Source organism: Glaciecola sp. SC05 (assembly GCF_041380235.1).
Taxonomy (GTDB): domain Bacteria; phylum Pseudomonadota; class Gammaproteobacteria; order Enterobacterales; family Alteromonadaceae; genus Glaciecola.
The window spans coordinates 65,915-80,153 of the sequence record NZ_JBGIYY010000002.1; the positions used below are offsets into that span (position 1 = coordinate 65,915).

Annotated in this window: 10 protein-coding genes and 1 pseudogene; all 11 read left to right on the top strand. The window is 40.6% G+C overall.

All coding sequences use genetic code 11. The features are described from left to right. Positions 1–23 precede the first annotated feature (23 nt). The 11 genes and pseudogenes from AB9H30_RS02050 to AB9H30_RS02100 all read left to right on the top strand — a co-directional run bounded on the left by AB9H30_RS02050 (position 24) and on the right by AB9H30_RS02100 (position 14,189). Positions 24–1,562 (top strand): type I restriction-modification system subunit M, encoded by a 1,539-nt coding sequence (locus AB9H30_RS02050; RefSeq protein WP_371192959.1) that lies wholly within the window; start codon positions 24–26, stop codon positions 1,560–1,562. Beyond that, positions 1,559–2,791, top strand: coding sequence for a restriction endonuclease subunit S (locus AB9H30_RS02055; protein ID WP_371192960.1), 1,233 nt, complete (start codon positions 1,559–1,561; stop codon positions 2,789–2,791). The genes AB9H30_RS02050 and AB9H30_RS02055 overlap by 4 nt, the downstream gene beginning before the upstream one ends. Further along, entirely contained in the window at positions 2,784–5,933 is a 3,150-nt protein-coding gene (locus AB9H30_RS02060; protein WP_371192961.1) for a type I restriction endonuclease subunit R, read from the top strand. The genes AB9H30_RS02055 and AB9H30_RS02060 overlap by 8 nt, the downstream gene beginning before the upstream one ends. Next, the gene (locus AB9H30_RS02065) at positions 5,926–6,870 is read left to right on the top strand and encodes a hypothetical protein (protein WP_371192962.1); all 945 of its coding nucleotides are present in this window, start codon (positions 5,926–5,928) and stop codon (positions 6,868–6,870) included. The genes AB9H30_RS02060 and AB9H30_RS02065 overlap by 8 nt, the downstream gene beginning before the upstream one ends. A gap of 49 nt (positions 6,871–6,919) precedes the next feature. Continuing rightward, positions 6,920–8,536 (top strand): AAA family ATPase, encoded by a 1,617-nt coding sequence (locus AB9H30_RS02070; protein ID WP_371192963.1) that lies wholly within the window; start codon positions 6,920–6,922, stop codon positions 8,534–8,536. Positions 8,537–8,857: 321 nt separating this feature from the next. Further along, entirely contained in the window at positions 8,858–9,028 is a 171-nt protein-coding gene (locus tag AB9H30_RS02075; protein WP_371192964.1) for a hypothetical protein, read from the top strand. 164 nt (positions 9,029–9,192) lie between these two features. Then, positions 9,193–10,035 (top strand): AAA family ATPase, encoded by an 843-nt coding sequence (locus tag AB9H30_RS02080; RefSeq protein ID WP_371192965.1) that lies wholly within the window; start codon positions 9,193–9,195, stop codon positions 10,033–10,035. 440 nt (positions 10,036–10,475) lie between these two features. Continuing rightward, positions 10,476–10,844 (top strand): annotated as a pseudogene (locus tag AB9H30_RS02085) (ATP-binding protein); the annotation flags it as partial. Next, complete coding sequence (locus AB9H30_RS02090; RefSeq protein WP_371192966.1) at positions 10,834–12,012, top strand: VWA domain-containing protein; 1,179 nt, start codon at positions 10,834–10,836, stop codon at positions 12,010–12,012. The pseudogene AB9H30_RS02085 and the gene AB9H30_RS02090, both read left to right, overlap by 11 nt. Before the next feature lie 84 nt (positions 12,013–12,096). Next, the gene (locus tag AB9H30_RS02095; RefSeq protein WP_371192967.1) at positions 12,097–12,828 is read left to right on the top strand and encodes a pseudouridine synthase; all 732 of its coding nucleotides are present in this window, start codon (positions 12,097–12,099) and stop codon (positions 12,826–12,828) included. 5 nt (positions 12,829–12,833) lie between these two features. Continuing rightward, a complete protein-coding gene (locus tag AB9H30_RS02100; protein ID WP_371192968.1) occupies positions 12,834–14,189 on the top strand; it encodes an MATE family efflux transporter in 1,356 nt (451 codons plus the stop codon). Positions 14,190–14,239 lie beyond the last annotated feature (50 nt).

Below are 14,239 nucleotides of genomic sequence, written 5' to 3' on the forward strand. Positions count from 1 at the left end.
AACAATTATAAATAGGAAAAATCATGACAAGCTCACAACAACGTGCCGCACTTCAACGTCAAATCTGGGCTATCGCTAATGACGTGCGCGGCTCAGTCGATGGATGGGACTTTAAACAATATGTACTAGGCACTTTATTCTACCGGTTTATTAGTGAGAACTTCGCCAGCTATATCGAGGCAGATGACGATAGTATTAATTATGCCTCACTCAACGATAATGTGATTACACCTGACATAAAAGACGATGCTATCAAAACCAAGGGTTATTTCATCTACCCAAGTCAGCTGTTTGTTAATGTAGCTAAAAATTCCAAAACGAATGAAAGCTTGAATACCGACTTGGCTGCTATTTTTGCGGCAATAGAAACTTCTGCCAACGGCTACCCATCGGAGGGTGATATAAAAGGCTTGTTTGCCGATTTTGACACCACGAGTAACCGGTTGGGTAATACAGTAAAGGAAAAAAACAATCGATTAGCCGATGTGCTAAAAGGCGTGGCAGTACTGGAGTTTGGTAACTTCGATGCGGTTCATATTGATTTGTTCGGCGATGCTTATGAATTCCTTATCTCAAACTACGCAGCCAATGCCGGGAAATCAGGAGGCGAGTACTTCACCCCTCAGCACGTCTCAAGGCTGATTGCTCAGTTAGCCATGCATAAACAGAGCAGTGTGAATAAAATTTATGATCCGGCTGCTGGCTCTGGTTCGCTGCTTCTGCAAGCCAAAAAGCACTTTGATTCTCACATAATTGAAGACGGTTTCTTCGGTCAAGAGATAAACCACACGACCTACAACCTAGCTCGTATGAACATGTTTTTGCACAATATCAACTACGACAAATTCAACATGAAGCTTGGCAATACACTTACTGAACCGCATTTTGGTGATGACAAGCCCTTTGACGCTATTGTCTCTAATCCGCCTTATTCAGTGAAGTGGATTGGCAGTGACGACCCAACCCTCATTAATGACGAACGCTTTGCACCAGCAGGCGTCCTCGCACCTAAATCCAAGGCTGATTTTGCCTTCGTGCTACATGCACTGAGTTACTTATCGAGCAAAGGACGAGCGGCTATTGTTTGCTTCCCCGGTATTTTTTACCGTGGTGGTGCTGAGCAGAAAATCCGTAAATATTTGGTGGATAACAACTACGTTGAAACAGTTATTTCTCTTGCACCTAATTTATTTTTTGGCACGACCATCGCTGTAACCATTTTAGTGCTCTCGAAACATAAAACCGATACTAACACCCAATTTATAGATGCGAGTGGCTTGTTTAAGAAAGAAACCAATACAAACACACTTACTGATGAGCACGTCAAAGCGATTATGGACGTTTTTGATAGTAAAGCGAATGTGGACCACTTTGCTCGTTCAGTGCCTTATGAGGAGGTTGCTAACGAGTACAACCTGTCGGTTAGTTCTTATGTTGAGGCCAAAGACACTCGTGAAGTGACCAACATCACAGAATTAAATGCTGAATTGAAAATCACCGTCTCCAAAATAGACCAACTTCGAAGAGACATTTATGGGATTGTTGCGGAAATTGAGGGATGAGCGATTTGAGTTTTATGGAAAAGTTACTGGGCGGAGCAGAAATTTGCTGGCTCCCACTAGGTGAAATAACGACATATAAGCAGCCAACAAAGTATCTCGTCAAATCTAAGATTTATGACGATAGCTTTAATACACCGGTATTAACAGCAGGAAAAACCTTCATTCTAGGTTATACAGATGAAAAACAGGGCATAAATAAAGCATCTATTAATCCTGTAATAATTTTTGACGATTTCACTACTGCAAATAAATGGGTCGATTTTGACTTTAAAGCTAAGTCATCAGCTATGAAAATGATTTCATCAGCTGACGAGTCAAAAGTATTGCTTAAGTATGTTTACTATTGGCTTAATACTCAGCCCAGCGGATTGGTCGAAGGTGATCACAAACGTCAGTGGATTAGCAACTTTTGTAATAAAACAATCCCTATACCTTGCCCAGACAACCCAAAAAAGTCGCTGCAAATACAAGCCGAAATCGTCCGTATACTGGACACCTTCACCGAGCTGACCACCGAGCTGACCACCGAGCTGACCACCGAGCTTAATGCCCGTAAAAAGCAATACAACTACTATCGTGACAAGTTGTTGAGTTTTGATGAAGGGGAAGTGGAGTGGAAGACGTTGGGGGATGTGACCCAACTTATTACCAAAGGAACAACACCTAAAGAATTCGTAAGAGATGGAGTTAACTTTATAAAGCTCGAAAGCTTTGATAACAACCAAATAAAGCCAGGCAAGTTTATGTTTATTACTCCAGAAGTTCATAATAAGGAACTAAAACGCTCAGTACTTGAAGAAAATGATATCTTATTTGCCATTGCAGGAGCTACTATTGGTAAATGTGCGATAGTAGATAAAGGCGTATTACCAGCAAACACCAATCAAGCTCTAGCTATTGTTCGCCTAGACCAACAAGTGAATGTAAGGTTTGTTTTTTATTACATGCAAACGACAGCAATGACAGATTATATTGCTAAGTTTAATAAAACGTCAGCCCAACCAAATATAAACCTGAAACAAATGTCGGATTTTAAGATTCCTGTTCCTTCTCTTAATGAACAAATCCGAATTGTTAATATATTAGATAAGTTCAACACATTAACCACTTCAATCCAAGAAGGTCTACCCCGAGAAATAGAACTTCGTCAAAAGCAATATGAGTATTACCGCGATTTGCTTTTGAGCTTCCCTAAGCCTGTTGCAGAGGCGGCGGCCTGTCATGACTAACTTAAAAACAATAGCCGAAACGAATAACTTTATTGTTCTTGAAAAATACAACAAAGACTGGAAAGTAGCTGAAAGCTACCAGAGTGAAGATGCTTTAGAGCGTGAACTAATTCAGGACCTACAAAACCAAGGCTATGAGTTCGTGCCTGGTCTGAATAATCCGCAGGCCATGCTCTCCAACGTTAGAGAGCAGTTGCAAACGCTTAATAACGTGAAGTTTACTGAAGGCGAATGGCAGCGTTTCGTGGAAACCTACCTAGATAGACCAAGCGATACTATCTTAGATAAAGCACGTAAGATCCACGATGACTATATTCATGACTTTGTGTTTGACGATGGCAGTATCAAAAACATCTACCTAGTGGACAAAAAGAACATTGCTCGCAATAAAGTGCAGGTAATCAAACAGTTCGAGCAAACAGGCAGCCATGCCAACCGTTATGATGTGACTATTTTAGTTAACGGCTTGCCATTGGTGCAAATTGAGCTCAAAAAGCGCGGTGTCGCTATTAGAGAGGCCTTTAACCAGGTGCATCGCTATAGTAAAGAGAGCTTTAACAGCGAACAGTCGCTGTACAAGTATTTACAGTTGTTTGTGATATCTAATGGTACCGACAGCCGTTATTTTGCTAATACCACCCAACGCAATAAAAACAGTTTCGATTTCACTATGAACTGGGCAAAAGCTGATAATAGCCTTATTAAGGACTTAAAAGACTTTACCGCGACCTTCTTCCAGAAAAATACACTGCTCAACGTGTTGCTGCATTACTCGGTGTTTGACATCAGCGACACCTTGCTTGTTATGCGCCCATACCAAATAGCCGCTACCGAGCGAATATTGTGGAAGGTGAAAAGTTCCTATCAAGCCAAAAATTGGAGCAACTCGGAGAGCGGCGGTTTTATCTGGCATACCACTGGCTCGGGTAAAACCTTAACCAGCTTTAAAGCAGCACGTTTAGCGACAGAACTCGATTTTATCGACAAAGTGTTTTTTGTCGTTGATAGAAAAGACCTCGACTACCAAACCATGAGGGAGTACCAGCGCTTTTCACCAGACAGCGTAAATGGCTCAGACAGCACTGCCGGCTTAAAGCTCAATTTGGATAAAGATGATAATAAGATAGTTGTCACGACGATTCAGAAACTCAACAACCTAATGAAGAGCGAGAGTGAACTTCCTATCTATAGTAAACAGGTGGTCTTTATTTTTGATGAATGCCATCGCAGTCAGTTCGGTGAGGCGCAGAAGAACCTTAATAAGAAGTTTAAGCGTTTTTATCAGTTTGGTTTTACCGGTACGCCTATCTTCCCGCAAAACGCGTTAGGGGCGGAAACAACTGCCAGTGTGTTTGGTCGCGAGTTACATTCTTATGTAATCACAGATGCGATTCGAGATGAAAAGGTACTCAAGTTCAAAGTAGACTACAACGACGTTCGAGCACAGTTTAAGGCTATTGAAACAGAACAAGATGAGAAAAAACTCAGCGCACTTGAAAACAAACAGGCTTTATTGCACCCAGAACGTATTCGCGAAATTTCTGAGTATGTTCTGAAAAACTTTCGACAGAAGACACATCGATTACAGTCTAACAATAAAGGTTTTAACGCCATGTTTGCCGTGAGCAGTGTGGATGCGGCTAAATTATATTATGAATCCCTAAACAAACTACAAGCAGAGCCCTCGTACAAGGATAAAAACAAGCCACTAAAAATCGCTACTATCTTTTCCTTCGCTGCCAATGAAGAGCAGGATGCAATTGGAGATATTGAAGATGAAAGCTTCGATATTTCAGCAATGAATAGCACTGCCAAAGAATTTTTAAGCGCTGCGGTGGGTGATTACAATGCAATGTTTAAAACTACTTTTAGTATAGATAGTAAAGGTTTTCAAAATTATTACCGTGACCTTGCTATGCGCGTCAAAGGGGAAGACAGCCACGGTAAAAAGTTAAAGCCAAACGAAAAGGTTGATTTTCTAATTGTAGTAGGAATGTTCTTAACTGGCTTCGATGCCCCAACACTCAATACCTTATTTGTAGATAAGAACCTACGATATCATGGCTTGATGCAAGCTTTTTCGCGCACTAACCGTATTTACGACGCGACCAAAACATTCGGAAATATAGTCACCTTCCGAGATCTAGAAAAAGCTACGGTAGATGCCATTACCTTGTTTGGGGATAAGAACACCAAGAATGTAGTGTTAGAGAAAAGCTACAAGGAATACATGGATGGCTTTACCGACGTGGTGACAGGTCAGGCTCGGCGAGGCTTTATGGACGTGGTAACAGAGTTAGAACAGCGTTTCCCCGACCCATCATCTATCGAAAAGGAATCTGACAAGAAAGATTTCGCCAAACTATTCGGCGAGTATTTGCGTGTTGAGAACGTTCTGCAAAACTATGATGAGTTTGCCGCTTTAAAAGCTCTTCAAGATATAGACATGAGTGACGAAGAAGTAGTAGCAGCATTCAAGGCGGAGCATTATTTAGATGATGAAAAGCTCGCTGAACTCCAGAAAATAAGACTTCCAGCAGATCGTAAGCTTCAGGATTACCGGTCGACTTATAACGATGTGCGAGATTGGCAGCGTCGACAAAAATCAGCAGACGATAAAGAAAAATCTACCATAGACTGGGATGACGTGGTCTTTGAGGTGGACTTGTTGAAATCCCAAGAGATTAACCTTGATTATATATTGGAACTGATTTTCGAGCATAACAAAAAGAATAAAAGTAAAGCTGAGCTTATTGAAGAAGTTCGTCGCCTAATTAGAGCGAGCCTTGGTAATCGCGCTAAAGAAAGCTTGATTGTAGATTTTATTAATCAAACTAATCTTGATGATATTGGCGATAAGGCGAACATTATTGACGCATTTTTCACCTTCGCGCAGGCTGAACAGAAAAGAGAAGCTAAAGAGCTAATTGAATCGGAAGGCCTCAACGAAGATGCCGCGAAGCGTTATTTATCAGCATCATTGAAACGAGAATATGCCAGTGAAAATGGCACTGCTCTTAACGAGGCACTTCCTAAATTAAGCCCTCTTAACCCGCAATATAAAACCAAAAAGCAGAGTGTTTTTCAAAAAATAGCAATGTTTGTAGAGAAGTTTAAAGGTGTGGGCGGAAACGTTGAGTAGACCTTTAATTTACATTGATCAAAATATAATCGGATTGCAATTGAATGGTATTATTGAACTGGGCAAGCGAGATGATGTTGTTTGGGTTTATTCAAAAGAGCACTTTTCAGAAATCAAACGAGCTAATGAACCTGAGAAATATTTAGATGTACTCGACGCTATAGATGCGAAGTTACTAGATCTTATCCTTGACGAAAATGGGAAGATAACCAGCGAAGCGGCATTAAATGAAGCCGGATCTCCACATCAACATTATTATAACTACATTGCAGTAACTGAAGACGTAAGTTTCGATGACACCATTTTCGACCCTCTTCAGGTATGGATTAATGGTGGTGCATGCAAAGGTCTATTAATGGAACTCCCAGATAAATTTGAGCGGGAAATTTTAAATCTGACAATTGGCTTACCAATGGATAATACAGAAATGCTTGATAAAGCCCAGTCTTTAAAACCTGAATTGGCTTCAATGGTCGATGAAATGGTATCAAATGGAAACGATACCGAGAAAACTAGGGCAGCAATGGGAGGTGAGAAAGGAGCTTTCGGTAGTTTAGTAGGTGAAAACCAAATTCTACGGATTTGGGAGAAGATATCTTCAACAATGCGCGGCACTGACATTAGTTGCGACCAATTTTTTGGTTTTAATCCCGTTGATAAGCAAGGCTACGACGTTTGGCCCACGTATCTTGGAATAATCGGGTGTAACGCAGTGCTTGATCTATTAGGTTTTCAAGCAGAAAAAAAGTGTAGGGATCTTAACAAGATTCAAAATGTCAGAAGCGACGCTGTCCACATAGCTATGGGCGCATATTGCTCAGCAATCTTATCCAACGACGGGCGGCTAATAAATAGAGCAAGAGCTATCTATGAATACAAGAATATTGATACTACACCTGTCTCGGTTTCACGAAATACTAATAAACCAAGACAGTAAGAGGTCAATAAAAATAGGGTCCAGATTGTCACTAAACTAAGGAATGACTGTGAAGATAAAAGAAGTAAAATTAAATAGATTCAAACGGTTTACCAACCTTACGTTAACGAACATCCCTGAGACAGCTAAACTTGTAGTGCTGGTTGGGCCAAATGGAAGTGGAAAAACCTCTCTTTTTGAGGCTTTGAATCATTGGTATAAATTCAAGGGGTTTAATGATCGAGGGATCCAGGATTACTTGGAAAAGAACGATGGAGAAATATCAAACCCAGAAACTTGGCGGCAAACTTCACACAATAAAGTAGAAATATCTTTTCACAACGAACAGCAGCTGAATCAACAGCAAATAAAAAACAAGTTCTATTTTCGTACTGCTTACAGAAATGAAGCTGACTTTACAGTTTCCAACCTAAATAAGCAGAACAATCCTGCTGAGAATATCAAACTACAGAATTTGATGCAGAACGACCAGACTGTGTCCGAAAATTACCAGCGGCTCGTGGCTCAAACACTAGCGGGAGTCTATGAGCCATCGAACAATAACAAAACGGTTGAACAACTTAGAGATGAACTGATAGGCAAGATCAAGACCTCTCTGTCCAAGATATTTGAAGATCTTAATTTAAGCTCTATAGGTGATCCGTTATCAAATGGAAGTTTCTATTTTGAAAAAGGTACTGCAAAAGACTTTCATTACAAAAATCTATCGGCTGGCGAAAAGTCAGTATTCGACTTGGTCTTGGACATGATAATTAAGTCTAGCTTTTATTCTGATGCGATTTTCTGTATTGATGAACCAGAAGCGCACATGCATACCAGGCTCCAGTCCAAAGTTCTTAGAGAGCTCTATGATTTAACTCCTGAAGACACCCAGCTTTGGGTTTCTACGCACTCAATAGGAATGCTCAAAGAAGCCGAAGATATTGAGGAGCAAAACCCAAAGACGGTAGTGTTCCTTGATTTTGATAATAGAGACTTCGACTTGGCCGAAGTAATCCAGCCTACTCAAATTAGCAGGGCTATTTGGGATAGGTTCTTTGATCTAGCATTTGCTGATTTTTCAAAACTCATATCCCCCAAGAGAATCGTGTTTTGCGAAGGTACTAGTCAGGGGAGAAAGTACCGAGACTTCGACGCTTTAATATACGGAAAAATACTTGGTGAGAAGCATCATGGGACAACATTTGTATCAGTAGGCTCATGCTCAGAAATAGAAGACATGGAAAATAAATCCGTAAACCTTATTTCCAACATATTAAAATCTTCAGAAATCATTAAGTTTGTTGACAGAGATGACAAGAGTAAAGAGGAGGTCGCTGAGCTCTTGGAAAAAGGAGTAAAAACCTCTTCAAGAAGGCACATTGAATGCTATCTTTTTGACGATGAAATCATAAAAAAATTATGTGTAGCAACTGGGAAAAATGAACTAGTTGATGATTGTCTTCAGGCGAAGGAGTTAGGGTTAAAAGAAAGTATTGAAAGAGGGAATCCAGCAGACGATATAAAGTCAGCAAGCGGTAAAATTTTCACGGAAATTAAAAGAATCCTAAACTTAACGCAATGTGGCAATAACAAATGTGCTTTTCTTCGAGACACAATGGCACCTTTGGTTACACAAGAGACACAAGTTTACAACGAAATCGAAGAGGAAATATTCGGTTCATGAGTTTGAGCTTTTCTATACCAGTAGTCTAGATAGGCGAAATTCCTAACGCTGGAGTCGTGCACTTTGTTGATGAAGGCGCAGCCGGAAAGCTCGGTGTCTATCGTATTGAAACTCAAATGACATCAGGTAATCGCAAACATTCCACTTCGGGGTTTGGTTCTGACTCGTCAGCTAAAGAGCAAGTGCGTTTTGGTTTTGAATATTTTAAAGGTAACTTAAATTGTATTGATGTGATTACCAAGGGATTATGTCGATCTACAAACATTTGGAAACAGCCATCATGCTAGTCTAGCTTCACTGGAAGCATGCTGCTCTATTTTGATGAATAAACCAACTCAAGAACAGATGGTTGTGCTTGGCAGCATCACATTAGGTGGTGTGGTTAATCCCGTTCAAGATCTCGCGTCATATATGCAAATCGCTTTGGAAACTGGGGCAACCAGAGTTTTATTACCAATAGCTTCGGCTACCGACATTCCATTAGTACCCTGAGAAACATTTACCAAGTTTCAAGTAAGCTTTTATAGTGATTCAGTAGATGCGGTTCATAACGCTTTAGGTGCTCATTAATCAACACACGAGATAGTATTAATTATAATTAGATTGTAGAATTCGATATTAAAATTTTGCTGAGATAAAATAAAACGAGGTAGTAAATGGCGTTTAAAGGCACTGAAACGTATATTGCAAGCAAGGAATTGCAGCTAGCTGTAAATGCATCAATAACACTAGAAAAGCCACTGCTTATTAAAGGTGAGCCTGGAACTGGGAAAACTATGTTAGCAGAAGAGTTAGCATCTAGCTTGGGAGTTGATTTAATTCAATGGCACATTAAATCCACCACCAAAGCACAACAGGGATTATATGAATACGATGCAGTATCGCGGCTAAGAGACAGTCAACTAGGAGACGAGCGTGTTCATGACATTAATAATTACATTATCAAAGGTAAGTTATGGCAAGCTTTTGAATCCGACAAACGCCCCGTTTTGCTAATTGATGAAATAGATAAAGCCGACATTGAATTTCCAAATGACTTGCTATTGGAATTGGACCGCATGTCATTTTACGTGTACGAGACCCAGCAAGAAATAAGAGCAAAACAAAGACCAATTATTATTATCACTTCTAACAATGAGAAGGAGCTTCCAAGCGCTTTTCTTAGAAGATGCTTTTTTCACTATATTCAGTTTCCATCTATCGATGAAATGAAACAAATAGTAGAAGTTCATTATCCTGACATCAAGCAGAAACTACTTACTGAGGCTTTAACATCCTTTTTCGAATTGAGGGAGCTAAATGGTTTAAAAAAGCTGCCATCAACTTCTGAACTAATAGATTGGCTAAAATTAATCATGGCTGACGATATTTCTCAAGAAGTTTTGCTCGATAAACAAAACAGTAAGGGAATAATTCCTTTGGTCGGGGCTTTAATCAAGAATGAACAAGACACGCATTTGATAGAGAAACTTGCTTTTATGAGCAGGAGAAAAGATTAGTTAGTTGTGAGTGACATTAATCATAAAAATTAAGACTCAAATTAAAATTTTGAGAAAACAAAATGTATTTTTAAGACTGAAATGAAAAATAAGCTATCAAAAATGAATGTTTTAGACTATAGCTTTGATTTTAATATGTTTTATCATGTTAAGTCTTATTTTGTGTCAAACTTTTTTATAAGTGGTGAAAAATTACCAGATGCATTTCTTCGGCTATGTTTTCTAACTACAATAGTGCACCTTTAAGTACATTCAACATTTCAAGCAAGGCTATCAACTTAAAAATTATGACTAAAAATTAAATCATGTTAATAGTTATTTTCGTATAAATATGACTGAATTAAAAATCGAGGTATACAATAATAAATATGACTAACCAAACTGCTTCAAAACATAACTTCGAGGGTTATATGTCATATAAATTATTATTATATAATTCCAATTATAAGTTGCTACCAGATGCGTTTTTGCGCCGGTGTTTTTTCCATTATATTCAGTTTCCTAACGAAGACGAAATGCGTCAAATCGTGGATGTGCACTTCCCAGATTTAAAAAAGAACCTGCTCGACACCGCCTTAAACAGTTTTTTCCAGCTTCGCTCGATTAATGGCTTAAAGAAAAAGCCATCGACCTCTGAGTTAATTGATTGGCTCAAGCTCTTAGTGGCAGATGATATTCCACCAGAGGCGATTGCTGACAAAGACGCGAAAAACGCTCTGCCACCGTTATATGGCGCATTGCTTAAGAATGAGCAAGATATCCATTTATTCGAAAAACTAATGTTTATGGCGCGGCGCAATGCTAATTAATTTTTTCTTTACCTTAAGAAAACACAAAGTAAAGACCAGCATTACCGAATACCTTGATTTGATGGCGGCGCTGAAAAATCAGATAGTAGATGCCGATATGGACGGCTTTTACTATCTTGCGCGTACCGTCTTGATCAAAGATGAAAGTCAGTACGACAAGTTCGACCGTGCATTTGCTGAATACTTTAAGGGTGTGCAGCAAATCAATTTGTTTGACGAAAATATTCCGGAAGATTGGCTGCGTTCGCAGATGGAAAAGCTTTTAAGTGATGAAGAGAAAAAACAAATTGAGGCGATGGGCGGCTTAGATAAGCTCATGGAAACCTTACAAGAGCGTCTAAAAGAGCAAGAAAAGCGGCATCAGGGCGGTAACAAATGGATAGGTACAGGCGGTACTTCACCTTTCGGTGCAGATGGCTATAACCCTGAAGGCGTGCGCATTGGGCAAAACAAAAACCGTAATTACTCGGCGGTAAAAGTCTGGGACAAACGCGAGTATAAAAACCTTTCTAGTGACGTTGAGCTGGGTACGCGTAACATTAAAGTAGCCCTTCGCAGGCTAAGACGCTTTGCCAGAAGCGGCGCCAGCGATCAACTTGATGTGCCTGACACTATTTCGTCTACGGCTCGTAACGCTGGGTATCTTGATATTAAAATGGCGCCTGAGCGTCGTAACGCCATCAAGCTATTACTGTTCTTTGATATTGGTGGCTCGATGGATGCTCATATCAAGCTGTGTGAAGAATTATTTTCAGCTGCCCACACCGAGTTCAAGCATATTGAATTTTTTTATTTTCACAACTGCATTTATGAAGGGGTCTGGAAAGACAACAATCGCCGCGGTTATGGTGATTTAGACACATACCAGATACTGCATAAATACGGCAGCGATTACAAAGTTATATTCGTAGGCGATGCAACCATGGGGCCCTACGAAATCACTTACCCAGGGGGCAGTGTTGAGCATTGGAATGAAGAGCCTGGCAGCGTATGGATGCAGCGAGTATTAAACCATTTCGAATACTGCGTGTGGTTAAACCCTCAGCCAAAAGAGTACTGGCACTATCATGCTTCTATTCAAATCATGAAAGAGCTTATGAAGGACAAAATGTACTCACTGACCCTTGAAGGGATCACTGATGCCATAAAAGCGCTATTGAAAAAATAGCGCCAAGGTATAGACTGCACAACGCAAATTAGGCGTTTGATATCGTTAGGCGCGTTTTTCAACACAAACCGTAATGGTATTCCTTTGAAAAGACTTAATAAATACATCAGCGACACCGGATTTTGTTCTCGCAGAGAGGCAGATAAGCTAATTGAGAGCTTGCGCGTTACGGTAAATGGCAGGGCGCCCGAGTTAGGCACAAAAATTGGTGACGACGATGTGGTGTGCGTTGACGGTAAAGAGGTAAAAGCTGTACCTGAAAACAAAAGTGACAGAGTCTATTTGGCTTACAACAAGCCCGTGGGTATTACATGCACCACCGAGCGTAAGATTAAGGGGAATATTGTTGACGCGGTCAAATATAAACAGCGTATCTTTCCCATTGGACGCTTAGATAAACCTTCTGAAGGCTTAATTTTACTAACCAACGACGGCGATATCGTTAATAAGATACTGCGCGCTGAAAACGCCCACGAGAAACAATACCGCGTGAATGTTGATAAACCCATTACGCCAATGTTTTTAAATAAAATGAGCAGCGGTGTGCCGATTTTAGATACGATAACCTTACCTTGCGATATCAAGCAGGTTGGCAAAACAAGCTTTGATATAGTGCTCACCCAAGGCCTAAACCGACAAATCAGACGTATGTGTGAATATCTTGGTTACAACGTTACTAGACTCATTCGCAAACGCATTATGCATATCAAGCTCGACGGATTAAAAGCAGGCCAATATCGTCAGCTTAGCGATGATGAACTAAACCAGCTCAATAACGATGTGGTTCATTCCAGCAAAACCGCACGAGATAGCTAATTCATATGACGCACTTTCAACGTGAGTTTGCGCAGTTAAGTAAGATTGCTTGGCCATTACTGATTGCTCAGTTGATGCAAATGATGATGGGTGTCTCTGACACGATCATGGCAGGGCGCTACGACTCACTTGATATGGCCGCGGTTGCAATTGGTCACAGCGTGACAATGCCTATATTTATTTTTATGCAGGGCATTTGCCTGGCTTTGACACCTATTGTGGCGCGCTTTAATGGGGCGCGTGAATCCAATCAAGTTGCCTATCCAGTGTGGCAAACGCTGTATTTATCGTTGAGCATAGCTGCTTTGGTAATGCTATCTGTAGTGGGTATGCCAAGCTTATTGAGTATGCTTGAGATGGACCCTCAGATGCGCCGCGAAACTCTCGAATACGTTGGTTTTGTATTGATGAGTGCGCCTGCTTTTGCGATATATCAAACTCTGCGTAACTATTGTGAGGGGCTCTCGAAGACGCGTCCTACCATGGTGATCATGTTTACCGGTTTGATGGTAAATATTCCTGCCAATTATATTTTAATCAACGGTTTATTTGGCTTGCCCGAAATGGGCGGGGCTGGCTGTGGCTTAGCTACAATGCTGGTGTTTTATGTCATGGCCTTTGCCACATGGATTTATACGGTCCTCGATAAAAAGTTATCGGAATATGCACTGTATAGCAATATATCTAAACCCGACCTCGCCTTTATATGGGCGGTATCCAAGCAGGGCGTACCGATTGCTTTAACCTTTCTAGCTGAAGTGAGTTTGTTTGCAGTTGTTGCAATTTTGCTAGCTCCTTTGGGCGCGTTAACGGTTGCCTCGCACCAAGTTGCTCTGAACTTTTCATCTTTGATTTTTATGATCCCCTTAAGTATCGGTTTGGCAGTTGCAATAAGAATAGGACATGTAATTGGCGAAAATCGCACGCCAATGGCGCAAACAGCCTATTTAGCGGCAATTGTATTGGCGATCGCTAGCGTTACTGTTACCGCAACGGGGACTATCTTAGGAAGTCACTATATTGCGAGCCTGTATTCAAATGAAGCCGAAGTCATTGAATTTGCCAGCGGGCTATTATTATTTGCGGCAATATTTCAGTTCTCAGACGCTATACAGGTTGTTTCTGCAAATGCACTAAGAGGCTACAAAGATACCAAAGCCATGCTGATCATTAGCGTATTTTGCTATTGGTTTATTGGCTTTCCAACCGGGATTATTCTGGGCTTAACAGACCATATTGTGCCGGCGATGTCTGCAAAAGGCTTTTGGATAGGATTTATAGTTGGGCTTAGTACCGCAGCCGTATTAATGACGTGGCGAGTGCGAGTAATACAAATTCGCCTCGCCAGATTTCCTATTTAGGCATGAATAGCGCTTCTTTGCCTAAATAACCTGAACGCTGGATAAGAAAC